This is a genomic window from Rhizobium leguminosarum, assembly GCF_019798305.1.
Lineage (GTDB): Bacteria > Pseudomonadota > Alphaproteobacteria > Rhizobiales > Rhizobiaceae > Rhizobium > Rhizobium leguminosarum_U.
In genome coordinates, this window is sequence record NZ_JAAXDD010000008.1 from 67,580 (window position 1) to 92,647 (window position 25,068).

The 25,068-nt window shown below is 61.4% G+C and carries 25 protein-coding genes; 6 read left to right on the plus strand and 19 right to left on the minus strand.

The features are described from left to right. The first annotated feature begins 2 nt into the window (after positions 1–2). A complete protein-coding gene (gene gmk, locus HFO99_RS15615; protein ID WP_064251432.1) occupies positions 3–665 on the plus strand; it encodes a guanylate kinase in 663 nt (220 codons plus the stop codon). Between the two features lie 149 nt (positions 666–814). Here gmk and rsmA read toward each other — a convergent pair whose 3' ends face one another. The 7 genes from rsmA to HFO99_RS15650 form a co-directional block, all read right to left on the minus strand. Then, positions 815–1,642 carry a 16S rRNA (adenine(1518)-N(6)/adenine(1519)-N(6))-dimethyltransferase RsmA gene (gene rsmA, locus HFO99_RS15620; RefSeq protein WP_222362163.1) on the minus strand — a complete coding sequence of 276 codons (828 nt, stop codon included), beginning with the start codon at positions 1,640–1,642 and terminating at the stop codon, positions 815–817. Beyond that, a complete protein-coding gene (gene pdxA, locus HFO99_RS15625) occupies positions 1,642–2,670 on the minus strand; it encodes a 4-hydroxythreonine-4-phosphate dehydrogenase PdxA (protein WP_222362165.1) in 1,029 nt (342 codons plus the stop codon). The genes rsmA and pdxA overlap by 1 nt, the downstream gene beginning before the upstream one ends. Positions 2,671–2,676: 6 nt before the next feature. Beyond that, a complete protein-coding gene (locus HFO99_RS15630) occupies positions 2,677–3,621 on the minus strand; it encodes a peptidylprolyl isomerase (RefSeq protein WP_164578383.1) in 945 nt (314 codons plus the stop codon). A 184-nt stretch (positions 3,622–3,805) separates the two neighbouring features. Further along, on the minus strand, positions 3,806–6,133 hold the full coding sequence (locus HFO99_RS15635; RefSeq protein ID WP_222362166.1) for an LPS-assembly protein LptD: 2,328 nt from the start codon (positions 6,131–6,133) through the stop codon (positions 3,806–3,808). Continuing rightward, positions 6,133–7,221 (minus strand): LPS export ABC transporter permease LptG, encoded by a 1,089-nt coding sequence (gene lptG / locus HFO99_RS15640; protein WP_018070552.1) that lies wholly within the window; start codon positions 7,219–7,221, stop codon positions 6,133–6,135. Before lptG ends, HFO99_RS15635 begins: the two co-directional genes overlap by 1 nt. Beyond that, on the minus strand, positions 7,218–8,399 hold the full coding sequence (lptF, locus tag HFO99_RS15645) for an LPS export ABC transporter permease LptF (RefSeq protein ID WP_164578380.1): 1,182 nt from the start codon (positions 8,397–8,399) through the stop codon (positions 7,218–7,220). Before lptF ends, lptG begins: the two co-directional genes overlap by 4 nt. Before the next feature lie 100 nt (positions 8,400–8,499). Beyond that, positions 8,500–9,273 carry a phosphatase PAP2 family protein gene (locus tag HFO99_RS15650; protein WP_222362176.1) on the minus strand — a complete coding sequence of 258 codons (774 nt, stop codon included), beginning with the start codon at positions 9,271–9,273 and terminating at the stop codon, positions 8,500–8,502. Positions 9,274–9,417: 144 nt separating this feature from the next. Here HFO99_RS15650 and HFO99_RS15655 point away from each other — a divergent pair, with 144 nt between their 5' ends. Beyond that, positions 9,418–10,908 (plus strand): leucyl aminopeptidase, encoded by a 1,491-nt coding sequence (locus HFO99_RS15655; protein ID WP_222362178.1) that lies wholly within the window; start codon positions 9,418–9,420, stop codon positions 10,906–10,908. Then, the gene (locus HFO99_RS15660) at positions 10,908–11,357 is read left to right on the plus strand and encodes a DNA polymerase III subunit chi (protein ID WP_222362180.1); all 450 of its coding nucleotides are present in this window, start codon (positions 10,908–10,910) and stop codon (positions 11,355–11,357) included. Before HFO99_RS15655 ends, HFO99_RS15660 begins: the two co-directional genes overlap by 1 nt. Before the next feature lie 36 nt (positions 11,358–11,393). On the opposite strand, the gene HFO99_RS15665 is transcribed toward HFO99_RS15660, so the two are convergent. From HFO99_RS15665 to HFO99_RS15695, 7 genes are all read right to left on the minus strand, one after another. After that, positions 11,394–11,897, minus strand: a complete 504-nt coding sequence (locus tag HFO99_RS15665; RefSeq protein WP_222362182.1) for a hypothetical protein — start codon at positions 11,895–11,897, stop codon at positions 11,394–11,396. Between the two features lie 139 nt (positions 11,898–12,036). Further along, on the minus strand, positions 12,037–12,963 hold the full coding sequence (locus HFO99_RS15670; RefSeq protein ID WP_222362184.1) for a Gfo/Idh/MocA family protein: 927 nt from the start codon (positions 12,961–12,963) through the stop codon (positions 12,037–12,039). Positions 12,964–13,070: 107 nt separating this feature from the next. Continuing rightward, positions 13,071–15,113 carry a prolyl oligopeptidase family serine peptidase gene (locus HFO99_RS15675; protein ID WP_222362186.1) on the minus strand — a complete coding sequence of 681 codons (2,043 nt, stop codon included), beginning with the start codon at positions 15,111–15,113 and terminating at the stop codon, positions 13,071–13,073. A gap of 167 nt (positions 15,114–15,280) precedes the next feature. Continuing rightward, positions 15,281–16,126 (minus strand): polysaccharide deacetylase family protein, encoded by an 846-nt coding sequence (locus HFO99_RS15680; protein ID WP_222362187.1) that lies wholly within the window; start codon positions 16,124–16,126, stop codon positions 15,281–15,283. Positions 16,127–16,254: 128 nt separating this feature from the next. Then, positions 16,255–18,138, minus strand: a complete 1,884-nt coding sequence (locus HFO99_RS15685; RefSeq protein ID WP_222332939.1) for an ABC-F family ATP-binding cassette domain-containing protein — start codon at positions 18,136–18,138, stop codon at positions 16,255–16,257. A gap of 154 nt (positions 18,139–18,292) precedes the next feature. Beyond that, positions 18,293–19,342, minus strand: a complete 1,050-nt coding sequence (locus HFO99_RS15690) for a GGDEF domain-containing protein (RefSeq protein ID WP_222362189.1) — start codon at positions 19,340–19,342, stop codon at positions 18,293–18,295. Positions 19,343–19,483: 141 nt separating this feature from the next. Continuing rightward, positions 19,484–19,993 carry a DinB family protein gene (locus HFO99_RS15695; protein WP_222024215.1) on the minus strand — a complete coding sequence of 170 codons (510 nt, stop codon included), beginning with the start codon at positions 19,991–19,993 and terminating at the stop codon, positions 19,484–19,486. Positions 19,994–20,132: 139 nt separating this feature from the next. On the opposite strand from HFO99_RS15695, the gene HFO99_RS15700 reads away from it, so the two are divergent. Continuing rightward, positions 20,133–20,822 (plus strand): glutathione S-transferase family protein, encoded by a 690-nt coding sequence (locus HFO99_RS15700; RefSeq protein ID WP_221955642.1) that lies wholly within the window; start codon positions 20,133–20,135, stop codon positions 20,820–20,822. 81 nt (positions 20,823–20,903) lie between these two features. Then, positions 20,904–21,326, plus strand: a complete 423-nt coding sequence (ndk, locus tag HFO99_RS15705; RefSeq protein WP_004680549.1) for a nucleoside-diphosphate kinase — start codon at positions 20,904–20,906, stop codon at positions 21,324–21,326. Positions 21,327–21,398: 72 nt separating this feature from the next. Here the strand turns inward: ndk and HFO99_RS15710 are convergent, their stop codons facing one another. Both HFO99_RS15710 and HFO99_RS15715 read right to left on the minus strand, forming a co-directional pair. After that, complete coding sequence (locus HFO99_RS15710; RefSeq protein ID WP_207155850.1) at positions 21,399–21,902, minus strand: hypothetical protein; 504 nt, start codon at positions 21,900–21,902, stop codon at positions 21,399–21,401. After that, the gene (locus HFO99_RS15715) at positions 21,899–22,444 is read right to left on the minus strand and encodes a CGNR zinc finger domain-containing protein (RefSeq protein WP_221992971.1); all 546 of its coding nucleotides are present in this window, start codon (positions 22,442–22,444) and stop codon (positions 21,899–21,901) included. Before HFO99_RS15715 ends, HFO99_RS15710 begins: the two co-directional genes overlap by 4 nt. Before the next feature lie 65 nt (positions 22,445–22,509). On the opposite strand from HFO99_RS15715, the gene HFO99_RS15720 reads away from it, so the two are divergent. Further along, complete coding sequence (locus tag HFO99_RS15720) at positions 22,510–23,406, plus strand: branched-chain amino acid ABC transporter permease (protein ID WP_222362191.1); 897 nt, start codon at positions 22,510–22,512, stop codon at positions 23,404–23,406. A gap of 1 nt (position 23,407) precedes the next feature. Here the strand turns inward: HFO99_RS15720 and HFO99_RS15725 are convergent, their stop codons facing one another. The 3 genes from HFO99_RS15725 to pgsA all read right to left on the minus strand — a co-directional run bounded on the left by HFO99_RS15725 (position 23,408) and on the right by pgsA (position 24,972). Beyond that, a complete protein-coding gene (locus HFO99_RS15725; protein ID WP_222332947.1) occupies positions 23,408–23,869 on the minus strand; it encodes a molybdenum cofactor biosynthesis protein MoaE in 462 nt (153 codons plus the stop codon). Positions 23,870–24,130: 261 nt separating this feature from the next. Beyond that, the gene (gene moaD, locus HFO99_RS15730) at positions 24,131–24,385 is read right to left on the minus strand and encodes a molybdopterin converting factor subunit 1 (protein ID WP_222332948.1); all 255 of its coding nucleotides are present in this window, start codon (positions 24,383–24,385) and stop codon (positions 24,131–24,133) included. After that, complete coding sequence (gene pgsA / locus HFO99_RS15735; RefSeq protein ID WP_064251452.1) at positions 24,382–24,972, minus strand: CDP-diacylglycerol--glycerol-3-phosphate 3-phosphatidyltransferase; 591 nt, start codon at positions 24,970–24,972, stop codon at positions 24,382–24,384. Before pgsA ends, moaD begins: the two co-directional genes overlap by 4 nt. Positions 24,973–25,068 lie beyond the last annotated feature (96 nt).

The window sequence follows — 25,068 nt, forward strand, 5'->3', positions numbered from 1 at the left end:
ACATGAAACCGGCGAAATCCTCGCCCGTGCAGATCGCCCGCCGCGGTCTGATGCTTGTCATCTCGTCGCCGTCAGGCGCCGGCAAGTCCACCATCGCGCGCACGCTACTGGAGACCGACAGGCATATCGGCCTTTCCGTCAGCGTCACCACGCGCCAGCGCCGCCCAAGCGAGGTCGAGGCTGTGCATTACCACTTCAAGAGTGTGCGCGAGTTCGAGCGGCTGCGCGATAGCGACGCGTTGCTCGAATGGGCCGAGGTCCACGGCAATTTCTACGGCACGCCGCGTGAGCCGGTCGAGCAGGCCATGGCGGAAGGCCGCGACATGCTCTTCGATATCGACTGGCAGGGCGCCCAGCAATTGCAGGAGAAGATGTCGGCCGACGTCGTCTCGATCTTCGTGCTGCCGCCGACCATGACCGAGCTGCAGTCGCGGCTGCACCGTCGCGCCGAGGATTCCGAGGAGGTCATCCAGACGCGCCTCGCCAACAGCCGCGCCGAGATCGCCCACTGGCGCGAATACGATTACGTCATCATCAATGACGACCTCAACGCTGCCTTCGACGCCGTTCAGTCGATCGTCAAGGCCGAACGCCTGCGCCGCGACCGCCGCCATGGCATGTTCGACTTTGTCCGCGAACTCCTGGAAGAGACGCCGTCGCTTTAAGACGCGATGCCGGAACGTGCCCGGTTTCGGATGACGACATCCTGGATCTAGAACAATTCCAGCAAAAGTGCGCAGCGGTTTTGCGTCCGGAATTGCGTAGAAACAAAAGGTTAGAGCCGTTCTACGCTTCCATGAAAAGCTGAACCGCTCTAAAGGCTGTTCGCCAACAGGCAGAATTCCTCGACGGAAAGGGTCTCAGCCCGTCGCGCCGGATCAATCCCGGCCTTGACGAGCAGGCTCTCGCCGCCGAGCGGTTTCAGGCTTTGGCGCAGCATCTTGCGACGCTGTCCGAAAGCGGCCTGCGTCACTTTTTCCAGATTGGCGACAGTGCAGGGGATGGGGTTTTCGCGGGGGACCAGATGCACGACCGTCGACGTCACTTTCGGCGGCGGCGTGAAGGCTTGTGGCGGCACGTCGAAAGCCATGCGTGCCTCCGTCCGCCAACCGCAGAGCACGCCGAGACGGCCGTAATGGTCGTCGTCTTCATTGGCGACGATGCGCTCGCCGACCTCCTTCTGGAACATCAGCGTCAGCGACTGCCAGAACGGCGGCCAGGCTTTCGGCAGCAACCAGTTGACCAAGAGCTGCGTGCCGACATTGTAGGGCAGGTTGGCAATGATCTTGATCGGGCCTTCCGGCGCCAATGTCTCGAAATCCGTTTTAAGCGCATCGCCTTCGATCACCTCGATCCTGCCGGGATAATGATCGGCGATCTCGGCCAGTGCCGGCAGGCAGCGTGTATCCCGCTCGATGGCGATAACCTTCCTGGCGCCGAGCGCCAGGATCGCGCGCGTCAGTCCGCCGGGGCCGGGGCCGACCTCGAAAACGGTCGCCTCATCGAGCGCCCCCGCCGTCCGGGCGATTTTCTGGGTGAGGTTGAGGTCGAGCAGGAAATTCTGCCCAAGCGCCTTGCGCGCATCGAGGCCGTGACGCTGGATGACGTCACGAAGCGGCGGCAGGCCATCGAGTGCTGCCATCAGCAGCGGCTTTCCGCGCTGCGGCCGAGCTGGGCGGCGAGCTTCAGCGCCGCAACAAGGCTCTGCTCGCGCGCCAGTCCCTTGCCGGCGATGCCGAAAGCGGTGCCGTGATCCGGCGAGGTGCGTACGAAGGGAAGCCCAAGCGTCACGTTGATGCTGTCGTCGAAACCGAGTGCCTTGGCTGGGATCAGTGCCTGATCATGATACATGCAGACGGCGACGTCGTATCGCGCGCGCGCCTCGTCGTGGAACATCGTGTCGGCGGGCAGGGGACCGATCGCATCGACGCCCTCGTCGCGCAGACGCTCGATCGCCGGACGGATGACCTCCTCGTCCTCCTTGCCGATCGCCCCGCCTTCGCCCGCATGTGGGTTGAGGCCGGCAACGGCAAGCCGCGGCGCCTCGATGCCGAAGCGCTGCCTCAGGTCTTCGTGAGCGATCCGGCAGGTTTCCATGATCAGTTCGCACGTCAGCGCCTGCGGCACATCCCGGACCGGAATGTGGATGGTGACGGGAATGGCCCTCAGTTTCGGTCCGCACAGCATCATGACAGGTGTCACCGGCCGGCCGGTCGCTCTGGCGGCGAGATCGGCGAGAAATTCGGTATGGCCGGGAAACCGGAAACCCGCCTCGTAGAGTACGGCTTTGGCGATCGGGTTGGTAACGATCGCGAGCGCCTCGCCGTTGATGACAAGCGACACGGCTTTTTCGATCGCCGCGATCGTGCCTTTCGCCGTTGCCGCATGCGGCTCGCCAGCCACGACCTCGATGCCGGCCGGTATGGTCATGACGGGCAGTGCGTCGGCAAACATGCCGGCGGCCTCGCTGGCATTATCGGTCTCGCGGATCGATACCGCCAGATTGAGTTGGCGGGCTCTCAGCGCCAAGACATCGGGATCGCCGATCAGGAAGAAAGGCGGCAGCCCGAGTTCACGCCGCCGGAGCCAGGCCATCAGAGTAATGTCCGGCCCGATGCCGGCGGGGTCGCCCTGGCTCAGCGCAAGCGGTCGAGAAAACGGTATCGCCATTGTCGGTCAGCGATAGGCGATCTGCGCCTTTTTGCGCAGTTCATCCAGGTATTTCTTGCTGTTTTCGTTTTCCGGGCTGGCGTCCTTGCCGCCCTTGGACTTGTCGAGATCTTCCTGGCGGAAGACCATTTCGGCTGCCTGGTCGTCGGAGACCTGCCGCTGGCTGCAGATTGCCAGATATTCGACACCCTTGTCGGTGACGCGGGTCCCTGTCGTGTTGCCCTTGGCCTGCTCGACCAGCGGCTTCCAGTCCGGCGGGATCTCGGGGGCGAGCAGGCGGCCGAGATCGCGCACGGAAACGTCGCGCATCGTCGCAGCAAACACCTTTGCCTGATCGCAGCCCGGAAATTTGGAGCGCGACGCCTCGGCCTCGCCCTTGCGCTTGCCGGTGATGGCCCCGCGCTTGGCTTGCGGAATGACGAAGATGATCTGCTGCAGCATATATTCCGTCGTCACCGGCTTCTGCTTGTTGTTTTGCATCATGCGCGAGACGAGATCATAGTTCGACAGCCGCGAGGTCGAGCCGTAGCGGGCGTTGACGACACGCGGCCAGCTCATCTGCACGGCGATGAAACGCTTGAAATGGTCGACGCCGACGCCGGCGCGATCGAGGATCTGCGACATCTGCTCGGGGGAAAGCTTGTTGCCGCTCGAAAAGCGCGCGAAAGACGCATCGACGTCCTGCTGCGACACCGACATATGCACGCGGGAGACTTCCTGCTGCTTGAGCGCTTCGTCGACTAATTGCTCCTCGGCGGTCTTGGCATCGGCCTTCGTATGCTGCAGGCGCAGGAAGGCTTGGCGCTTGGCGACATCGCCGCTGGTGATGGCGGTGCCGTTGACCACGGCCTTGACTTCACTTACCGCGAGCGCTGGTCCGGCAAGGCCTGTCAGCAACGCAAGCGCTGCCCCGGCGAGGAACTTGGTTATGGCTTTTTTCGCGTCAATCATCTGTTGACCTCCCGATAGCGTCGCGAGCCGTTGTTCGCGGCGTTCTTACCACAGTGCGAGACACGCAGAAATCGCTTCCATCACGGCGCGAAACCCCTATGCCTCAGATACCGACTGGCGGCAATGTCCTGCACAGGCTTACGGCGAAACAATGGCTTCAGGCCCTGTTTGCACCGATCGCCCGTCATTCGAGGGTGTCGGAACCGATCTTGATGTCGCCGAGCGTGCGGAAGGTCAGCCGTGCGCCGATCGTCCAGTCGCTTCCCGACTCGTCGTCGGTATCTTTGCTGTCCGTATAGGCGATCGTGAAGATCGTGCATTCGTCGTCATAAGAGAGGCCGATCGTCCGCCGGCTGATCACATCATTGTTCAGATCCCAGGCAATGCCGCCGAAAATCGACCAGTAATCCTTGAACTTGACGCTGCTGTTGGTCTGGATCTCGTCATTGTCCTCGGCAAAGCCATATGCCGGCTGGGCGCTGAGATGGGTGTAGGTCAGCTGCGTCGCGAAGGTATCGTTCTGGTAGGCCGTCGTCAGATCGCCGCGGCGGAATTCGAAATCTCTTTCGTCGAGCCGGTAGGAGGCTGCGACGGAAACGCCGTACGGCGTCTCGACGCCGCCAAGGCCGACATAATCGGAGCGGTCTGTTTCAAGGCCCGAATCCGCGCCGACATTGACGAGGTCATCGGTCGCAAACGAGTTCTGGCCGGCGATCTGATAGGATTGGCCGAAGATACCGTGCAGCTTGTAACCGCTGTCGAATGTACCGGTGTACTGAACGCCGAGATTGGCGCGGGTCCCGCCTTCGATCCGGTCGTAGCCCGAGAACTTGTCGCGGTCGAACAGCGAGGTGGCGTCGAAGACGAAGCTCTGCGCATCCTCGTTCGGCAGGCGGCCTGCCAACTGCTCGTCGGGGCGGGCATAGATCTGTGCGATCGGCTCGAGGATATGGGTGCTATTGTCAGTCGTCATCAGGATCGGATAACGCATTTCCAGCCCGGCGGTGAACATCGAACGGGTGGCGGAATTGCCGTCGTCGTAGTTGCCGGCGTAACCTGTGGGGTCGTCCATGTTCAGCGCGAAGGCATCGCCGCGCGCGGCCAGTAGCGGCGTGATCACCAGGCCGGTCGGCGTGACGTAGGTGCGCTTCCACTGCAGCTCGGCAGTCAGGCGCGAAGTCTGGCCCTTTAGGCCGGCGAAGCGCTCGAAGCCGTCGACGGTATAGAAGTCGTCATGGGTGCGCGAAATATTCGTCAGGTTGACATCAGCCGAAAGCTCGCCGCCTGCAAGCGGTTGCGGCGCCACGTAATGATAGTCGAGCGACGGATAGACGATCGGCTGCTGTTTTTGGGCGGTGTTCGTCCGGTCGGCATCCTGGACGTCGAAATAGAACGCCCGCATGTCGAAATAATTGCGTTTCCCAAGTCCCGTCAGATAGATTTGGTTGGTCCGATCCGTGCTGGCCAGGCCGCGGAGTTTGTACGTTTTCGAGAAATTGTTGTCGCTCTGCACCATGACGTCCCAGCCGAACGTCCAGCGTGGATTGATGCGGAATTCGGCCTTCGATGCCACCATGGCACGCTGGCCGGCTTCGGCATCGGTGGTGCCGGAGCTGAAGTTGCCCGGCTTTGCCTGGTCGATGCCGGCGACGCGCAGAATATGCGTGCCATTTTCGAAGCGTTGGCGAAATTCGCCTTCGATGAGGAAGCCCTGGGCGGTATAGCCCGTGGCGGTGACCGTCGCGTCCATGCTCGGCGAGATCACATAGTAATAAGGGACGGAAAGACCGAAGCCGAGATTCTGCGACAGGCTCATCGTCGGAAACAGAAAGCCGGACTTGCGTTTCACTGTATTGTCGGGAACTTCGATGAACGGCAGGAAGGCGATCGGATGGCCGAGCAACTCGAAGCGCGCTCTCTCCAGACGGATCGTATGCGTCTCGCCGTTCTGGATCACCCGCTGGGCCTTGACCTGCCAGAAGGGCGCGCGCTTCGGATCTTCGGCGCAGGGAAGGCAGGCCGTGTAGACGCCCTTGTTGAGAATCATCTTGGTGCCGCCGACGCGCTCGCCGGTTTCGGCGGCAATACGCGTATTGTCGGCGGTTTCAATCCGCAGCGAGTTCATGAACCCGTCGGCGAAATTGTCCGTCACGTCAAGGTTGTCGGCATAGATGCGGTTGCCGTCGGGACTGACCAGCTCGATATTGCCGATCGCCATCATCCGGCCGGTCTTCTGATTGTACTCGACCTTCTGCGCGACCATCTTGTAGCCGGCATAATTGATCTGCACGCCGCCAACCGCCGACACCAGATCGGCGTCACGGTTATAGACCAGTTCATTGGCCGAAAGCAGAAGCTTGGCCCCTTCGGGAATCTTCTTCTCTATATTTTGTTCGGGCGCGCTGGCCTGGCCGAAAGAGGCCGGAGCGCTGCCGAAATAGGAACATAAAGCCGCGCCGACAAGCAGGGCAACCAACTGTTTACTAAAATACTTGCGGTCGCCTGCCGCCACTAGCCGTCCTCCTGATGAAGCAGAATAGTCGCACCCAAGGCCAGCGCGACGACCACCGGTATCCACGTCGCCACGAACGGAGGCACGACTCCACTGCTTCCGAATGCCTTTACAAGCACGGTGATGACATAAAGCATGAAGCCCGAAAGGATGCCACCCAGAATCACGGAGCGGGATTGGTTGAACCGGCTAAATTTTAGAGACACTGTTGCAGCAATGAAGGTCATGGCCACCAGCAGCAATGGCTGGGACAACAGGGAGTTGAATTGCGTCTCCAATGCCTTGGTCGAGATGCCGAAGGATTTGGCCGCCGCAATCCGGTTGGAAAGGTCAAAGAAACCAATTGTTTCCGGCGCTGTCAGCCGCTCCTGGACGAAGTCCTGTTTCAGATTGGTGCGAAGTTGAACCGAAGCTTTGCGCACGGGGATTTCGCCAGGCTTGCGCTCGACAACGTTGTTAAGTTGCCAGTAACCATCTTCCAATTTTGCCGTGGCGGCGTCCTGTCTCAGAATGACCTGACCGCTTGAATCGAAATGGATCAGCACGGCGTCGATCAGCTTGGTTCCGTTCTCCTGGACCGTCTGCGCGCCGATGATGACATCGTCGCGGCCGCTGATCTGGCGCAGCCACGGAATCTGCGGCGCCTTGCGCAGAACCGCGTTCTCGCCGCGCCAGTCGGATTCGACCAGCAGCGCCTGGCGCTGTCCCCAGGCGGCAAGCGGGTTCAACGCCGCCATCGTCAACAGGCCGAGCGCCAGCGAGCCGGCGATGAAGGGGAACATGAACTGCCAGACCGAAATGCCGGCTGCGCGCGTGACCACGAGTTCATATTTGCGGTTGAGCCCGATCAGCACCGTCATGCCGACGAAGAGAGCGATGAACGGCACTGTCTGCTGCAGGATGAGCGGCAGGCGCACCGCGGTCATCAGGACGCCGCCGCCGATCGTGTAGCCGGGAAGGCCGGACATGCGGCCCGCCGTCTCGCTGAAATCGAGAAGGAAGGAAATCGCCGAGACGCCGATCAGGAACCAGCCCGTCGTCACCAGGTAGCGGCGAAAGAAATAACGCGACAATGTCCCGAACATCATTGGGCAGCGCCCCCGCCGGTCCTGCCGGTCGCGGCAAGCAGCCTTTCCTGCATCCCTCTCCAGAAGGACGAAATCCGGTCCCGAATGAACGAAGGCATGACCAGTCGCTTATGCAGGCCGAGGAAGACGATCGAGACGATGCTGCTGGCGATCGGAATGGCGTAGAGGACGGCGATATATTCAGGGTCAGTGTCGATCTGATTGGCCGCGTAGAAGGCCGCCCATCGCATCGCGAAGGCATAGGCAAGCGCGCTCACCATTGGATGCAGCCGCGCTTCGCGGTGTGAGCGCGCATCGCCGGCGATCGCCAGTGAAAACAGTGCAAAGACAACGGGCAGGATCCAGTCTGTCAGCCGGCGGTGCAGTTCGGCGCGGTAGCTCTGCGGCCGGATCGTATAGTCCTTGTCGGCCGGATCTGGATTGAACAGGAACCACAGGTCGCGGTCGCTGGCACGCAGCGTCGCCTGACCGCGATTCTCCGTCATGTCCGAGAGGTCGAAGGAATAGGAATCGAAATTGATGACCGAGACGTTGCCGTCGGGCGTTTTGCGGTGCACTTCGCCCTCATGCATGATCAGCGTCGTGCCCGTATCGTCAACGGCGCCTTCCTTCGCATAATAGATCAGTTCGTCGGCCGGGTCGCGCTCGTCGGCGACGAAAAGGCCCTTCAGCATGCGGCCGGCCATCCGCTTCGAGATCTGCACATAAAGGCCTTCATCAAGCTTGCGGAAGGTCTTTTCTTCGATCACCGAAGAGAGGAGGTCGGCATAGGTCTCGGCGATCATCTGGCGCACGACGGTCTTTGCGCGCGGCTCGACAACGTTGTCGACGAAGAAGGAAAAGACGCTGATGACGGCGGCAAGCAGCAGGATCGGTCGGATCAGCACGCTGCGCCGCGCCCCGGCTGCGTCGATAACGGTGAGCTCTGAATCGTTGTTCATCGTCGTCAGCGTCTGGGTGATCGCGATAACGAGGGCGAAGGGCAGCACGACGGGAATGATCGACGGCAGGATCATCGTCGCCAGCTTGGCGAACGTGCCGATCGACTGGCCGCTGTCGGTGACCAGATTGATGCGCTGCAGAACCTGTGTCGTCCAAATGATCGCCAGAACGGGCAGGAGCGCCACGAGAAACATCTGGCCGACGCGCCGCAATATGTATGTCTCGAGTAGTTTCATGCCTGCCCTTGAAAGCACCTGCACGCCCAAACGGCTTTGCAGGAGAATCCCTCTACGCTCTTTGTCGCGCTTTTGCGACAAGCTGGTGTCAAAAATTCATTCAAATTTCAGAATTTTTTTGATGCTGTTGCGACTCAGTTAACGCCAGCAACGCGGCGAAGACGACAAGCGACGAAAGCCATCCAAGAACGACGTCGGAAAGGTAGTGCGCGCCGAAGGATAGCCGCATCGCCGGGGTGAGGATCGAGATCGCTGCCACAGGCGCCGCCAGCGCATAACGCAGGGGTTTCGGAACGAAGAGCAGAAGGCAGACGAGCCAGCCGGCGCTTGCTGCCTCGCCCGAGATGAACGAACAGTTCGAAACGCATTTTCCGGCAAGCGAACCGGCCTCGACGAAATGCAGCGCACCGCCGAAAATATCCGTCTGTATCGGCCGCGGCCGGCCCCAATGTTCCTTCAGGACGACATTGACCAGCAACACCGGCCCGATCAGCAGCGTTCCGAGCGCGACTTTGAGCTTTTGCGCCCGTTCGGCGTTGAAGGTCGCGCCGTGCTGCTGGTGGCATTCGACGAGTTTCCACAGCATCACGATCGCCACCACATAGGGCAGGCGGAAGAAGACCGTGCGCAGCAGGTCGAAGGTCGCGACGTCGCGATAGGGAAAGCCGCCGCAGATGCTCCCGGTGGCGGCCGTCGCGTCGCAATCTGCACCCACGAAAAAAAGCCGGGAAAAATAGATGTCTATTCCAGGGAAGGCGCGGAAGACCACAAGCAGCGCCCACCACGTCCAAAACAGCAGCATGAATGCACCGAAAGTCGTTTTCGGCAGGCGGATTGCCAGGTCCCACCATCGATTTTTCGAAAAAACTGTCAACGCGAATATCTACGAAACTGACGAAAACATGAGGGCCATGATGGCCGCGGGCGACCATAACAATTGTCGCAAGCCATTGACAGACCCGCCAAACGCGAAATTATCCGCGAGGGACGGATTTCAAAGAATCCCAGCGGAGAAGACATGGCAGTAAAGTTGGAAATTTCATTCTCGAAGTCGGCAAAGCTCAATGGCGGCCTGGCGATCCTGTTGAAGACTGCGGAGGCCGACAGCGCTGCCGGCGCCGAAGCGGTCGATCCGGCAGGCGTGATCGCCAAGGCTGCCAGGATCGCCCGATTCTCCGCAAAATCCATGGGCGCGCTCGATATTGTTGCGCCCGAAGGCGCGCCCGTCGAGCGCATCGTGGTCATCGGGCTTGGCAAGGCCGCCGAACTCACTGCCCATGACTGGCTGAAGGCCGGTGGTGCTGCAGCATCGCGAATCAAGAATACTGACAAGGCTGCTGTCTTCATCGATGTGCCCGGGCTTGAGACGAGCGCGCGGGCAGCGGCCGATTTCGCGCTCGGCATGCTGCTGCGCGCCTATAGTTTCGATACCTACAAGACGAAGAAGGGCGACGAGGAGGAAAAGCCGGCGAAATCCGTCAAGGTGACGATCGTCACCGCCGATCCGGGCGGTGCCAAGAAGGCGTTTTCCGATTCCGAGGCGATTGCCGGCGGCGTCAATCTTGCCCGTGACCTCGTCAACGAACCGCCGAACGTGCTCGGCCCCGTCGAGTTCGCTGCCAAGGCGAAGGAACTGGAAAAGCTCGGCGTCGAAGTGGAAATCCTGACGGAGCGGGAGATGCGCCGCCTTGGGATGGGCGCCCTTCTCGGCGTCGCCCAGGGCTCGGTGCGCCCGCCGCGCCTGGCGGTCATGCAGTGGAAGGGCGGCAAGGGCAAGGATCGTCCCGTCGCTTTCATCGGCAAGGGTGTCGTCTTCGATACCGGCGGCATTTCGATCAAGCCGGCAGCCGGCATGGAGGACATGAAGGGCGATATGGGCGGTGCGGCAGCCGTCACCGGCCTCATGCATGTTCTCGCCTCCCGCAAGGCCGCCGTCAACGCAGTCGGCATCATCGGCCTGGTCGAGAATATGCCCGACGGTAACGCCCAGCGTCCGGGCGACATCGTCACGTCAATGTCCGGCCAGACGATCGAGGTGATCAACACCGATGCCGAGGGCCGCCTCGTGCTCTGCGATGCGCTCTGGTATTGCAACGACCGCTTCAAGCCGCAGTTCATGATCAATCTCGCCACGCTGACCGGGGCGATCGTCGTGGCGCTCGGCAATGTGCATGCCGGCCTGTTCTCCAATGACGACCAGCTTTCCGCCCAACTGACGGCAGCCGGCCTTTCGAGCAATGAGAAGCTCTGGCGCATGCCGCTCGGCAGGGACTACGACAAGCTGATCGACAGCAAGTTCGCCGATATGAAGAACACCGGCGGGCGACAGGCCGGCTCGATCACGGCCGCGCATTTCCTCAAGCGCTTCGTGCAGGAGACGCCTTGGGCGCATCTCGATATTGCCGGCACGGCGATGGGCTCGCCGCAAGACGAGATCAACCAGTCCTGGGGTTCCGGTTTCGGCGTGCGCCTGCTCGACGAGCTCGTTCGCGCCCATTATGAATCCTGATGACGGACGTTCTCTTCTATCATCTGACCGAAACCAGGCTGGAGGACGCGCTTCCGCCGCTTATCGACAAAAGCGTCGAGCGCGGCTGGCGCGTTGTCGTCCAGACGCGTGAGCCGGCGCGGCGCGATGCTCTCGATCAGCATCTTTGGACTTTTCGCGAGGAGAGTTTCCTGCCGCATGGTACCGACGAGGCCGATTTTGCCGAAAGCCAGCCGGTGCTTTTGACCGTGACGCCAGACAATGCCAATGCAGCGACCGTGCGTTTCATCGTCGACGGCGCCGAGCCGCCGCCGGCCGATGCCTATGAGCGCATCGTCTTCATGTTCGACGGTCACGATCAGGCGCAACTGGAAACCGCCCGTGCGCAGTGGAAGAAGCTGAAAGGCGAGGGGCATAACCTCACCTATTGGCAGCAGACACCGGAAGGTCGGTGGGAGAAGAAGGCTTAAGGCGAAAAGCGCCTTATTTGCTGTTGTCAAATGATCTCACTGCGTCGAACCTGTGTCCTCGTCGAGGTTCGTCAGGATATTGAGAGGCACGATCCCGCCAGCACTTTCCGATGCGTTGAGCGCCTCGATTGCTAAAACATGCTTTCCATTCGGGCTGACAAAAGCGAATGCCCACGCCCTGTCGGCAAAGGTGCTGACGGGCATTTCTGCCCAGTCGGCTTGGTGGGTAAGGCGTTCGGCATAGTAAGCCTTTATGGTCTGCGGGTCGGTGGCGCTGTCGAGATTGCGCGCCAGGATGCGCATGGACTTCTCTCCGAACCGCCCTTCCAGTTGGCCCAGCACCTTTCTGGTGGCCTGCCAGTCCTGGGCCTGGGTCGCAGAACCAAATGAATACTCCTGCGATCGGGAAACACCCGGTGCGTCAGGAGGCATGGCGGGCTGCTCGTCCCAACATGCCGAAAGGCTCAGAAGCGGCGCGAGAACGCTCCCGATTTTCAATGTGTGGAAAAATCGACCCTTGCGGCGGATCTTGCTGCCCATGAGCGGCTGCCTCCAGCTGTCATATGTCCGCAAGTCTTGCCAGTTTTTACGACGACATTACGACAATACCACGCCAGGTGTCGCAAACCACATCTGCCCAAGCCGGGGTTGAAGCCCCCGGCACAGGCAAGCCAATCGCTCAGTCGTGGAAGGCGTCGACGAATTTCCGCTTGCCGAGCATGAAGGCATCGGCGATGTGGCGCAGCGGCGCGAGGTCGACATCCGATTTGCCGGCCTTGATGATTTCGGCAAAGCGACGGTAGAGCGAGGGATATTCCTGCTCCGGCTCGGCGAATCTCAGCGCGCCGTCGATCAAGAGCTTGGCGCCGCCCTCGGCGAGCACCATCTGGCCGGCTGCCGTCTCCGCGACGATGTCCCAGCTCTGCTTGCCGGTCTGGCGCCAGTCGAATTCGGCGTGAACCGGCAGGCCGTCCGCATTGCGGAAGTGAATGTCGGCCGCGATCGGCGCGTCGCGATTCTCGGGAAACTCAAGCACTGCCTCGGTGATGAAGATCGGCCGCGACAGGATGTGGGTGACGATCGACAGCGCGTTGATGCCGGGATCGAAAACGCCGAGACCGCCGGCCTGCCAGATCCATTCCTGGTTCGGATGCCAGTGGCGGACATCCTCCTTCCAGATCACATGCACGCTTTCGATCGTCGTCGAGGCAAGAAATGCCTTCGCGGCTTCGACGGCCGGTGCATAGCGCGAATGCCAGCTGGCAAAGAGCGACGCCCCCTGCTTGTTCGCCAGTGCTTCGAGATCGGCCACTTCGCTGAGCGTCGCGCCGGGTGGCTTTTCCAGGAAGACGTGCTTGCCGGCGACGAGCGCCTTATAGGCCGCCTCGTAGCGATATTGCGGCGGCATGCAGAGCGAAACGGCATCGATCGAGGGCTCGGCGTCGAGCATCGCTTCGATCGTCGTATAACTCTTGACGCCTTCGACCGTGCCGTGGCGGCTTGCCGTGGCGACGAGTTCGAAATCCAGGTTCTTGGCGACAGAGGGAAGGTGCTGGTCGCGGACAATTTTGCCGACGCCAACGATGGCGAGGTTGATGGGGGACATGGTGTTTCGCTCCAGCTTATGAAAAGTATGACTTATTGGGTTCGTTTTTTTAGCAGAAAGAGGAACGCCGACAAGCTCTCCCTCTTCATTCTTTGCATGATGGCATTCTACCGCATGATAGTTTGGCGAAGGAAGCTGTAACCCATCGCCGCGCGGGCGGCGCGCTCTTCGGAATTGCCGTCGCCGCCATGCCCGCCGGAGCCGAATTCATGGAAGAGCGGCCGGTGTCCTTCTTCCTCCAGCCGCGCGGCAAAGCGGCGCGCATGCGAGGGATGCACGCGGTCGTCATTGGCGGAGCTTTCGATGTAGATCGGCGGATAGCTGACCTTGGTCGCCGGCCCGACATTGTGAAGCGGCGAATAACCGAGCATGAAATCCCGGTCCACCGGCGTCTCCGGATCGCCATATTCGTCCATCCAGGCTTGCCCTGCACTGAACAGGTGGAAACGTGTCATGTCGAGGACAGGCACCTGGCACCAGACGGCGCCGAAATCGTCGGGATAGCGCGTCACCATCACGCCGGTGAGCAGACCGCCATTGCTGCCGCCCTGGCAGGCGATCCGCGACGGCACGGTATAGCCGCGGGAGACGAGATCGCGCGCGATGGCGACGAAATCGGCAAAAGCCCGGTCTCGCCCCTGCCGCTTGGCGCTGCGATACCAGTCGGGCCCGAATTCGCCACCGCCGCGAATATAGGCCTGCACATAGGCGCCGCCTTGTTCCAGCCAGCGTCCTGTCACGCCGGAATAGCTTGGCGACAACGGGACATCGAAGCCGCCATAGCCGTAAAGCAACACCGGCAGCGCGCCCTTGGTCCATTGCTTCGGCAGGACAAGCCGATAGGTAACTCTCGTTCCGTCCTCGGAAACAGCCTCCAGCAGCTCGGATGACATATCGGTCGCATCGAAATAGCTCGGCGCCGCGGCGCCGAAAATCGGCTCGGCCTGCTTGCTGCGATCCGAGAGCTCGAGGCGGTAACAGACGGGCGGCTGCAGGAAGCCCTGGCCGACGATGTGGAGCGTATCGTCGCCAAGATGCAGATCCGCATGGAGCGGCCTGAAGTGAGCCGTCTGCATATCCGCCGGCAGTGCAATCTCGCGCTGTTCGGCGTCAGGCCTTGTCAGGTCCAGCACCATGAGACGCGGACGCAGCCGCTCGGAGATGATGAAGACGCACCACTCCTGCATCAGCATCATCTGCGCGATGGACTGGCCCTCGCCAGGCTGAAACAGGATCCGCTCCGGCCCGAGCAGGGCCGTCTCCGAGGCGGGATCGAAGCGTTGCAGCACAAGACTGCCGGTCGCAACGCGTTCATCGGTCTTTGCCCGCCAAAGGCAATAATCATGATTGAACTGGAAATCGGCTTCCTTAGGCAGATCGATGCGCCGCTGTGTGCCGTCGTTGGCGATCAGGAAAGCGCTCGCGACGCCGATCTCGTGGGCGGCGACAAAAATATCGATCAATCCGCGATCCGCCGAAGCGCCTGATAGGGCAGGGTCGATGACGAGATTGAAGCCGTAGACGTCCTCGTCTGCTGCTTCGAACATGACGGCGGCATCTTCCGGCCGCTGCCCGCGCTTCAATCGCCGTCCGACACGCGGCCATCCGGAGCGGGTCGCCGAAAATCTGTCGATGGAACCGAAATAGCAGATTTCGTCGCGGCTCAACCAGGTGGCATGCGATCGTGCGGCCGGTGTATCGAAGCCGCCCTCGACGACCTGTTTCCGCTCGGCGTCGAATTCGAGCAGACGGAGAAGGTCGGAGCCGCCGTCTGAAAGCGTGAGCAGCACCCGCATCGGCTCCCATGGGCAGGTGACGGCGCCGCGCCAGTTCCAGCGCTTGCCTTCGCTGACGCAGAAGGCGTCGAGATCGAAGACCGGCTCCCAGGCGGCGTCCGGCAGCGGCTCCTGATCTGCGGGCAGGCGGAGCCAGATGCCGAGAGGATTGTCCTTGCTCTGGCGGAAATCGAACAGCCACTCGCCTCGGCGCATCGGAACGATCAGTCTGTCCTGCCGCTCGATCAGCGTCTTGATCGCGTCGCGATCCCTGGCGAATTCAGGTGTTCTCAGTGCCGCGTCGGAAACCCGGTTGTGCTCGTCGATGAACTGGCGGGTGCGCGGATCGTCGTCCGTTTCGAGATGAAGGTTCATATCCGACCTGCCGGCTTCCGTTGACGTCGGACAGATCTAGGCAGCCGGTCTCGACTTGGCAACCCGCCTTACAGCGCCGCGCGTCTCTTCAGACGCGCGAAGGACGCTGTAACACTTTGAATCTAAGCATCGGCCCGAAAATCGATTTCGATTTTCGGGCCGATGCGCTAGCGGATCGTCACGAAATCGGCCGCCGCGACGACCGTGTTCGGCACCTCGGTCTTCTTGAATTTCAGCGTCACCACCTTGTAGCCTTCGGATTCGAGCCTCGAGAGCAGGCTCGGCAGCATCGCCACCGTGCGTTTGTGGATGTCGTGCATCAGGATGATCCCGCGGCCGCGCTTGTGCAAGAGGTTCATCGTCCGCTGCGTCGCGGAGACCCGCGTCGTGGTGAAATAGTCCTTGCTGTCGATATCGACATCCATGACCACCATATCGCGCATGGCGATCGCGGCGCGCAGTCTGTGGCTCTCGGCAAGATAGGGGAAGCGGAAGAAGGAGACATCGGTTCCGGTCGCCTTGGTCACCGCCAATTCGCCCTTGATCACCTCGGCCATCGCCGCGTCGAAACTTAGTGAACTCAAATTGGCGTGGTCATAGGTGTGGCTGCCGATCGTGTTGCCGTCCTGGGCGACCTTGCGGGCGAGCGCCGGATGCATCTCGGCCATCTCGCCGACCATCATGAAGGCGCCCTTGACGCCGAACTGGTCGAGGATTGCCAGCACCTTGTCCGTCCGGCCTGGGATCGGGCCATCGTCGAAGCTGAGGATCACTTCCTTGTCCTGCAGCTTGAGATCGGCGAGCGAGGAGACCTCCAGTATCCGTCCGGCCAGATGGTGCGGGCCGGCAAGGCGCGGGGTCGCATCGTCGCCGTCATAGGCAAGTTTCCGCTCTTCGGGCGCGATCACCGATGAGGTCTTGATCGAGGTATCGGGAGCGGCTTGTCTGGTGGTGCTGCAGGCGGAGAGGGTGGCCGTGAAGGCCATGCAGGACAGAACGAAAAAACGATACATGGAAAGGGCTCAACAAATCGGTAACGAATGTTGAGACAACCTTTCGGATTATGGTTAATGATCGGTTGAGAGCGGCAAAAATTGCGTTGTAGCGCGGCACTTCGCCACGCTTTCCTTAAGACTTGTGGCTATCCCGCCATCGCTTCTTCGTATTCGGCCGACAGCATCAGCCAGTCTTCCTCGGCGGCAGCGAGTTTCGCCGCAGCTTCGCCGCGCTGTTTTGCCTTCTCGGCGGCTTTAGTGGGCGTCTTCTCGTAAAGGGCCGGATCCGCAAGTTCCGCATCAAGCGCCTGAATCTGTTTCTCCAGCTTCGCCGTCAAGGATTCAATTTCATTGATCTTTTTCCTGAGCGGCGTCAGCGAGGCGCGACGTTCGGCATTGAGCTTGCGCTGGTCGGCCTTCGACGTCGCGTCTTCAACTAGCTGCGGCTTTTCTTCTTTTTTTTTACCGGAAGTGACGATCAGGTCGCGGTACTCGTCCATATCGCCTTCGAAAGTCGTCACCGTACCGCCATTGACCAGCCACAGCCGATCGACCGTCGCCTCGATCAGATGGCGATCGTGCGAGATCAGGATGACGGCGCCTTCGTAGTCGTTCAGCGCCTCGATCAGCGCGCGGCGGCTGTCGATGTCGAGGTGGTTGGTCGGCTCGTCGAGGATCAGCAGATTGGGCGCGTTGAAAGCGGCAAGCCCCATCAGCAGGCGGGCTTTTTCGCCGCCGGAAAGATCCTTGGCGGCCGTCGCCATTTTCTCGGTCGCGAGCCCCATCTGGGCGACGCGGGCGCGTACCTTGGCTTCCGGCGCGCCGGGCATCAGCCGGCGCACATGCTCCACCGGCGATTGCTCGGGGATGAGGTCGTCGAGCTGGTGCTGGGCGAAGAAACCGATCTTCAGGCTCGGCGCGATCTTCACTTCACCGCTCTCCGGCGCGAGCCGTCCGGAGATGAATTTGGCGAAGGTCGATTTGCCGTTGCCGTTCGAGCCGAGCAGGGCGATCCGGTCGTCATTGTCGATTCGAAGATTGAGGTTCTTCAGGATCGGATTGCCGGGCTCGTAGCCGACGGCGCCGCTCTGGATCGCGACGATCGGCGAAGCCGGCTGCTTTTCCGGCTCGGGAAAAGTGATCGGCTGGACGTGGTCCTCGATCACCGCGGCGACCGTTCCCATGCGTTCGAGCGCCTTGACGCGCGATTGTGCCTGCCGGGCCTTGGAAGCCTTGGCCTTGAACCGATCGATGAAACCCTGCAGATGTTTGCGCGCCGCGTCGTTCTTGGCCTTGGCCTTGGTCTGCAACTCGTCGGCTTCCGCCTTCTGCCGCTCGAACTGGTCATATCCGCCGCGATAGAAGGTGAGCTTCTTCTGGTCGAGATGGACGATCGCATTGACCGCATTGTTCAACAGGTCGCGATCATGGCTGATGATGATGACGGTGTGTGGATAGCGCCTGACATAATCTTCGAGCCACAGGGTGCCTTCGAGGTCGAGATAATTGGTCGGCTCGTCGAGCAGAAGCAGATCCGGCTCGGAAAACAGCACGGCGGCAAGGGCGACGCGCATGCGCCAGCCGCCGGAGAAGGAGGAGGCGGGGCGGGCCTGCGCCTCTTTGTCGAAGCCGAGGCCGGCAAGAATGCTCGCCGCACGCGCTTCGGCCGAATGGGCGTCGATATCGACGAGGCGCATCTGGATTTCGGCGATGCGGTGCGGATCGGTTGCTGTTTCCGCCTCGGCCACGAGGGCGGTGCGTTCCTTGTCCGCGGCAAGCACGATCTCGATCAGCGCGTCTTCGGTCGCCGGCGCTTCCTGCGCCACCTGGCCGATGCGTGCGGCCTTCGGGATCGACACCGTTCCGCTCTCCGAGCCGAGATCGCCGGTGATGACGCGAAAAAGCGTGGACTTGCCGGCGCCGTTGCGCCCGACGAGCCCTGCCTTCGTGCCCGAAGGCAGCGAAATGCTGGCATTGTCGAGAAGCAGGCGCCCGGCGATGCGGGCGGAAATATCGGTGAGCGTGATCATGGCCGGCGTTTTGGCCGAAAGCGCTCGCCAAGGCAAGAGCGCTTATCCCGCGCCAAGCTTGCTTGTGCGCTGACAAGCTTGCTTATCCCCGCGCCAAGCTCGCTTGTCCGCCCCAAGCTTGCCTATCCCACGACAAGAACACGTGTCCGCCGCCTCAGCGGCCGAAAGCCTGCACCGGCAGCCGGGGGTTCGACTGCGCGGCGAGAAGCGCCACGCGGGCATTGGCCTGCAATTGTCCTGGTGTCGCCGCATCGGTGCTGAGCGCCACGCCGATCGAGATGGTGAGCCGGCCGGGATCGGCGTTGTCGGATGTCGCAAAGACTAGATTGTCTTCGACGGAGGCGCGCAGGCGCTCGGCAATCGTCATCGCATCCTGCATGCCGACATTGGAAAACAACAAGGCGAATTCGTCAGCCTCTGTGCGGGCGACGAAATCGTTTTTCTTGACCGACTTGCTGAACAGGCCGGCGAGCTTCTTCAGGAGTTTGTTGCCGGCCTGGGTGCCGTATTTGTCGTTGAGATCGGTGAAATTGTCGATATCGACCATGAGCAGCGCGCTGCCGGCCGCACCTTCGTCGCGCTTGTAGAGATCGGCGATCGTCCGGTTCAGCGCGATGCGGTTCGGAAGTCCGGTGATCCTGTCGGCGATCGCGGCCGATTGCATCGCCGAAATGCCGCGCTCCAGCGTTTCCAGCGTCTTGATATCGTCCTGCAGCTTCGCGCCGATGTCCATCTCGGCTGCAAGAACGGTCGAAAGCGAGGCAGTGAGGTAGTCGATCTCGCTGAGGAAGGCGGCAAGGCTTTGATCGTCATGGCCGGACACGGATTTCAGGATCGTGCCGCAGGCGCGCGCAAAGGCGCTTTTGTGCTTCAGCCCTTCGGCAAGCCTTTCCGCCACGTCGCGCAGCATCCGGCTCGCCTCGTTCCGTGATGTCTCGCCTGCCAACCCGCAATGGCCGACGAGGCGATATTTCAGGCCGAGTTCGTCGAGCATCGGCTGCTGCGGCTGCGGCCCAAGTGCAGCGATATCCTGCGCAAGGCCGGCATTGAGCCCGACGATCGCCTCGTGAAAGAGCTCGTAATTGCGCGGCAGCGCGGCGACGTTGAGGCGCGCCATGTGCTGGGCGATCTTCTGAATATCCGCCATCGGCGCGGCGCGCGCGGCCTCGCGCGGCACCAATGCGTTTGCGCTTGCATTCTGCATGACGATCCCTCGCGACCCGGCCTCATCTCTCACATCCGCTATGCCCGCAAGTTTTTAAGAGAGGCTGAATTTCAACCGGAAGTCCTGGATTCGCGGGCGGAACCGGTAAAGGCGGTTAACGCGGCCTTGATGGCGAAGGCCTCACGTCCATTCGCGGCCCTCAACCCGCAGAAAGTAGATGAGGTCCAAACTAAGGCTCGGCTTGTTGAGCGCCGTCAGCGTCATATGGCACTGGCCGCGGTGATGGGTCTGGTGATTGAAGAGATGCGCAAGCGCCGGCGCCAGCGGCTGGGTGATTTTGATCGGCTGCGTCACCGGCACATAGGTGAAGTCGGCGGCGAGCGCTGCCTCGTCGAGCGTGTCCATCCAGGCAATGATACGCTCGTCCTCGATTTTGCGTGCGGCGGCAAGCGCATCCAGATCTTCGAAGAGCACGGCATCGAGTGTCGCTGGCGCTTCGCCGGTGCCGGTGAAGCGCTTCATCCATATCCGATCTGCGACGATCAGATGATTGAGCGTGCGATGCAGCGAGCCGAAGAAGGCGCCGCGGTCGCTGCGGAATTCATCGTCGCTGAGTTCGGCCGCAGCCGCATAAACTTGCGTGTTGGCCCAGCGGTTATAGGCGGCGAACATCCTGTAATGTCTGAGCATTCCGTCCCTCCCGGATTGGTCGCGGCAGTCTAGCCCGTTTTCCCGGAAATTGCAGTGATGCGCCCATGAAATTTCCTGATTTGATCGCAGCCGCTTTCTGTCGTGGAATGGATGGAGCTGCGATTTCGAAAGGACCGTTATGACCAGAGCCCTCTATTCCCTCTGCGGCGCAGACGAGCGGCGCTTCTTTTCGCCCCATTGCTGGAAGGCGGTGATGGCGCTGGCGCATAAGGGGCTCGATTTCGAGGAGATTCCGACGACCTATGCTCGCATCCGCGCGATCGGCGGCGGCGTTTCGTCGATAGTGCCCGTTCTTGACGATAATGGCCGGATGATCTCCGACAGTTTCGACATCGCCCTCTATCTGGAAGAGGCCTATCCCGAGCGGCCGTTGCTGTTTAGCGGCGAAGGCGGCAAGGCGCTGTCGCGCATGGTGGAAGGTTATTCGCAGATGGTCATCCATCCGGCGATCATGCGCATCGCCCTTCTCGACATTCATGCGAACCTCGACGAGGCAGACAAGGCTTATTTCCGCGAAAGCCGGGAGGCTCGGCTTGGCAAGCCGTTGGAAGTAGTTGCCGCCGACAGCGAGGCGGAGAAAGCCACCTTCGGCGCCAAGCTGAAGCCGCTCCGGCACATGCTGAAGTTCCAGCCCTTCATCGGCGGGCAGACACCGCTCTTTGCCGACTATATCGTCTTCGGCGCGCTGCAATGGCTGCGTGTGTCCGCCGGTCTCGCCATGCTGGCCGCCAATGATCCCGTCATGGCCTGGTTCGAACGCTGCCTCGATCTTCACGAAAGCCGCGGCAGGACTGTGACAGCGGCGTGAAATTGCCGCCTACCTCTTGTTTTCGGGCGTTGGGGCGGGTAAAGACCGCCCACTTTTCCCGAGAAAACAGAGGATTTGACTATGGCGATTGAACGCACCTTCTCGATGATCAAGCCGGACGCAACCAAGCGCAACCTGACGGGCGCCATCACCAAGATGCTCGAAGATGCCGGCCTGCGTGTCGTCGCTTCCAAGCGCGTCTGGATGAGCCGTCGCGAAGCCGAAGGCTTCTACGCCGTTCACAAGGATCGTCCCTTCTTCGGCGAACTGGTCGAAGGCATGACCTCCGGCCCGACCGTCGTTCAGGTGCTGGAAGGCGAAGGCGCGATCCTCAAGAACCGCGAGATCATGGGCGCGACCAACCCGGCAAACGCTGACGAAGGCACGATCCGCAAGGTTCACGCTCTGTCGATCGGCGAAAATTCCGTTCACGGCTCGGATGCTCCGGAGACGGCTGCCCAGGAAATCAAGTACTGGTTCTCCGATACCGAAATCGTCGGCTGAGGCCACGCTTCGGCATTCGCTGGCAACGCCTTGAATTGACTCTCGAAAGCCGGGGCCACGCTCCGGCTTTTTCTATGCCGGACATTTGTCCGTATTCGAGAAATCGACGCTGCCGTCAGGCTTGAAGACCTCCGGGTTCTTGTCATAAAACGCACCGACCACGAGCGGCTTGCTCGGCAGGACGGTCTGGTCGAGGTCGGACCGGAACTGCGTCTTCAATTCCTGCAACACCTTGCCGTCCTTGTCGACCAGCCGGACGCTGACGGAATAGGGACGGTCCTTGCGCACGCAATGCAGATTTTCGCTCTGCAGCGCGATCTTGTCGTCGATCGGGTAGATCTTCTGGTTCAGCACCAGCGGATCGCCACCTTGCGGATTTTCGAATTCGGCGATGATGACCGAACCGTCGGGAATAGGCCCCGTCTTCTTCAGCGTCAGCAGATAGGTGGCGCTCGCCACCCGATAGTTGAAGACGAAGAGATGGCCGGTGACCTCGACCAGGTTTTCAGCCTGGCGCTGGCAGGCTGACAGCATCAGCCCGGCCGCCGCCGCTATCACGATCCAATAGTTTCTCATGGCGTCTCCTCCTTCTTGCGGCGATAGTGACGGTTCGCCTTGGCGCGGTTGCCGCAGACCGCCATGTCGCACCAGGCCCGGCTCCTGTTCTTGCTACGGTCGATGAACAGCCAGCCGCAATTGCCGCAGATCTTCATGCGCCGGGGATCAGGCATGGCGATCAGCCGCAGGACCGAATGGGCGGTCGCCGCGGCCAGGCTGTCGGGGCCTGCGTCGCGCAATGTCTTCGCCAGCGCTTCCAGTAACCGGGCCAGCAATTGGTCGCCGCCTCCATTCAGTATACGCTCGCGGAAATAGAGGTCGATTGTTTCCCGCAGCGCGATGAAATCCGCTTCGTTTTCCGCCGCCACCGGCGCGATGTCGCCGAAGAGGGTGCGCTCGGCGCAGAATTCGGCGGCGGCGCGCGGAAAGCTCCGCATCTGGTCCCTGACCGCGAAGCGGTCGATCCGCCGCGTTGCATCGTGGCGCAGAACGACGCTGTTGACGACATCAAGCGCCAGCGCGCCGCCGGCAAAGCGGTGAGGGGTCCAGGAAAAGCTCATGGTGAAATTATAACTGGTGAAATAGGTTTTACCAGTTATAATTTCGGTGACGCGGAGTGTTTTGAATGGCCTATCTTCTGCAGCAGCTGGCGAATGCGGTTCCGCTGGCCGCCCTCTATGCCGCGCTTGCCTTCGGTTATGCCGTCGCCTTCGGCGTGACGAAGCGGGCCGATATCACCTATGGGGCGATCTTTGCCTTCGCGGGGCAGATCCTGCTACTCTTCACCGAACTCGCCTTCAACCGCTTCTGGCTGGTGCTGCCGGCCGCCCTTGCCGTCGGCGCCTGCGCTTCCATTGTCTATTCGCTGGCGGCGGGCCTATGGATCGGCCGCTCGATCATGCTGCCGCTGGTCAGCAGATCGCCGAATACGGTCATCGTCGCTGCGCTCGGCATCATGATCGTGCTGATGGAGACCGCCCGGCTCGCCGCCAATACCCGCGCCATCTGGCTGCCGCCGTTCCTGAACGAAACGGTCGTCTTCTGGAGCGACGGCCCCTTCAAGGTGACGCTCACCCATATCCAGTTGATCGACACCGCACTGATGTGCGTCATCGTCGCGGTGGGCACGCTGATCCTCAGGCGCACGGCCTGGGGTCGCGTCTGGCGCGCCGTCACCGATGACCCACTGGCCGCCGAACTCTGCGGCACCAGCGCCAATCGCGTCTTTCTCATCGCCTATGGGACCGCAGCTCTCGTCGCCACGATCTGCGGCATCCTCGCGACCTTCTACTACGGTTCGATGGATTTCGGCGCTGGCCTGATGTTCGGGCTGAAGGTGCTGCTGATCGCGGCTGTCGGCGGCCATTCCGATCCGCTGCGCTCGGCAGGCGGCGCTGCCGGGCTCGCCGTCGCCGAAACTATGTGGGGCGCCTACGGCCCCTTCGTCTGGCGGGATCTCGTCATCTTCTCGCTGCTCGTCCTGCTCTTGGTGATGAGCCGCAGGGAGCGTGTGGTTCTCTAACTTATTTCCACTTGTCGCGCGCCGTGTCGTCAGCGTCTTTTGCCGCGACCCAGTCGCCGGTGGCGCCATCCCTGGCGTGCTCCTTCTTCCAGAAGGGGGCTGCCGTTTTCAGGAAATCCATGACGAAATTGGCGCCGTCGAACGCCGCCTGCCGGTGCGGTGCGGCTGCGACGACGAGCACGATATTCTCGCCGGCGGCGATCTTTCCGTAACGGTGGATGGCGGTGAGGCCGAGAAGTCCGAAACGCTCGATGGCAAGATCGCCGATGCGCCGCATCTCCGCTTCGGCCATGCCGGGATAATGCTCGAGTTCGAGTGCAGCCAGCGTCCCGTCTTCATCGCGGCAGAGGCCGGAAAAGGTGACGACGGCGCCGATGCCGGGTTTGCCTTTGGAGAGGCGATCGACCTCGGCTTGCAGGTCGAAGTCTTCGCGCTGGACGCGGATGGTGGGGGTGATGGTCATGATAACATCCCCAACTGCTTTGAGGTCTTAGCGGAGGCTATAGTGAGGGCGTGCCGTGCCACCCCCCCTCTGCCCTGCCGGGCATCTCCCCCACAAGGAGGGAGATTACGGGTGGCTTGACCATCGTGCCCATCTACAGTTTTGCCAGGCTGCGACGTTGATTGCTTGGGGAAGCCGGTGCTCCCAGCCAATCTCCCTCCTTGTGGGGGAGATGCCCGGCAGGGCAGAGGGGGGTAGCGATACGGCACCACCATCACGGTCTCACCCCCCCGTCATCGGCGGAAATATCCCGATCTCCCGCGCACCCGATATCGGCTCGTCATGCTCGACATGCTCCATGTCGAGCGCCACGCGGATCACGTCGGGATATTGAAGTGCGATCTCATATTCTTCGCCCAGCGTCTTCAAATGATTCAACAGATCGGCGACGGTGACGACGGAGGAGGGGAGGTCGATCTCCTCTTCGCCTTTGCCGATGCGCTCGCGCACCCATGCGAAATAGACAAGCTTCGTCATTCTTCGTCATCCACGATATGTTTCAGCCCGGCGCGAAAATAATCATAGCCGGTATAGATGGTCAGCAGCGCGGCGATCCACAGCAGCGCGATTCCGGACTGCGTCGTATAGGGGAAAATCTCGTCGCCGGCCGGGCCGGCGAGCAGGAAGGCGATGGCGACGAGCTGCAGCGTCGTCTTCCACTTGGCGATCCGCGTGACCGGTACGCTGACCTTCAGCGCCGCCAGATATTCGCGCAGTCCCGAAACCAGGATCTCGCGGCAAAGAATGGTGATCGCCGCCCAGATCGACCAGCCGGCGATCGTCTGATCGGCCGCGACCAGGAGAAGAATCGAAGCGACCAGCAGCTTGTCGGCGATCGGGTCGAGCATGCGGCCGATATTCGACGTCTGGTTCCAGATGCGCGCGAGATAGCCATCGAGGAAATCGGTGAGCGAGGCGATGACGAAGATCCACAGCGCCACCCAGCGTGCCGTGTTGCTGATCGACAGCCTGCCCTCGATGAAGAAGCAGAGAACGATCAGCGGTACGGCGAGGATACGACCGTAAGTCAGAAGATTGGGAATGCTGTACGCACGCGATGCCATGGGATCGGTTCTCTGAATTGATGCGCCGCTACAGCGGTGCGCGGCTTTTCAGACGCGCCAAGGATGCTGTAACACTTTAGGACCTCCGCATCGTGC

Excerpts from the sequence above, each read along its gene's own strand:
- HFO99_RS15680 (WP_222362187.1), bottom strand. The coding sequence starts at position 16,126 with ATGTATCGTTTTTTCGTTCTGTCCTGCATGGCCTTCACGGCCACCCTC.
- HFO99_RS15685 (WP_222332939.1), bottom strand. The coding sequence starts at position 18,138 with ATGATCACGCTCACCGATATTTCCGCCCGCATCGCCGGGCGCCTGCTT.
- HFO99_RS15660 (WP_222362180.1), top strand. The coding sequence starts at position 10,908 with ATGACGGACGTTCTCTTCTATCATCTGACCGAAACCAGGCTGGAGGAC.
- lptG (WP_018070552.1), bottom strand. The coding sequence starts at position 7,221 with ATGATGTTCGGGACATTGTCGCGTTATTTCTTTCGCCGCTACCTGGTG.
- lptF (WP_164578380.1), bottom strand. The coding sequence starts at position 8,399 with ATGAAACTACTCGAGACATACATATTGCGGCGCGTCGGCCAGATGTTT.
- gmk (WP_064251432.1), top strand. The coding sequence starts at position 3 with ATGAAACCGGCGAAATCCTCGCCCGTGCAGATCGCCCGCCGCGGTCTG.
- HFO99_RS15715 (WP_221992971.1), bottom strand. The coding sequence starts at position 22,444 with ATGAGCTTTTCCTGGACCCCTCACCGCTTTGCCGGCGGCGCGCTGGCG.
- HFO99_RS15630 (WP_164578383.1), bottom strand. The coding sequence starts at position 3,621 with ATGATTGACGCGAAAAAAGCCATAACCAAGTTCCTCGCCGGGGCAGCG.
- HFO99_RS15655 (WP_222362178.1), top strand. The coding sequence starts at position 9,418 with ATGGCAGTAAAGTTGGAAATTTCATTCTCGAAGTCGGCAAAGCTCAAT.
- HFO99_RS15670 (WP_222362184.1), bottom strand. The coding sequence starts at position 12,963 with ATGTCCCCCATCAACCTCGCCATCGTTGGCGTCGGCAAAATTGTCCGC.
- HFO99_RS15725 (WP_222332947.1), bottom strand. The coding sequence starts at position 23,869 with ATGACCATCACCCCCACCATCCGCGTCCAGCGCGAAGACTTCGACCTG.
- HFO99_RS15695 (WP_222024215.1), bottom strand. The coding sequence starts at position 19,993 with ATGCTCAGACATTACAGGATGTTCGCCGCCTATAACCGCTGGGCCAAC.
- ndk (WP_004680549.1), top strand. The coding sequence starts at position 20,904 with ATGGCGATTGAACGCACCTTCTCGATGATCAAGCCGGACGCAACCAAG.
- HFO99_RS15665 (WP_222362182.1), bottom strand. The coding sequence starts at position 11,897 with ATGGGCAGCAAGATCCGCCGCAAGGGTCGATTTTTCCACACATTGAAA.
- HFO99_RS15720 (WP_222362191.1), top strand. The coding sequence starts at position 22,510 with ATGGCCTATCTTCTGCAGCAGCTGGCGAATGCGGTTCCGCTGGCCGCC.
- HFO99_RS15710 (WP_207155850.1), bottom strand. The coding sequence starts at position 21,902 with ATGAGAAACTATTGGATCGTGATAGCGGCGGCGGCCGGGCTGATGCTG.
- pgsA (WP_064251452.1), bottom strand. The coding sequence starts at position 24,972 with ATGGCATCGCGTGCGTACAGCATTCCCAATCTTCTGACTTACGGTCGT.
- moaD (WP_222332948.1), bottom strand. The coding sequence starts at position 24,385 with ATGACGAAGCTTGTCTATTTCGCATGGGTGCGCGAGCGCATCGGCAAA.
- pdxA (WP_222362165.1), bottom strand. The coding sequence starts at position 2,670 with ATGGCGATACCGTTTTCTCGACCGCTTGCGCTGAGCCAGGGCGACCCC.
- HFO99_RS15675 (WP_222362186.1), bottom strand. The coding sequence starts at position 15,113 with ATGAACCTTCATCTCGAAACGGACGACGATCCGCGCACCCGCCAGTTC.
- rsmA (WP_222362163.1), bottom strand. The coding sequence starts at position 1,642 with ATGGCAGCACTCGATGGCCTGCCGCCGCTTCGTGACGTCATCCAGCGT.
- HFO99_RS15690 (WP_222362189.1), bottom strand. The coding sequence starts at position 19,342 with ATGCAGAATGCAAGCGCAAACGCATTGGTGCCGCGCGAGGCCGCGCGC.
- HFO99_RS15700 (WP_221955642.1), top strand. The coding sequence starts at position 20,133 with ATGACCAGAGCCCTCTATTCCCTCTGCGGCGCAGACGAGCGGCGCTTC.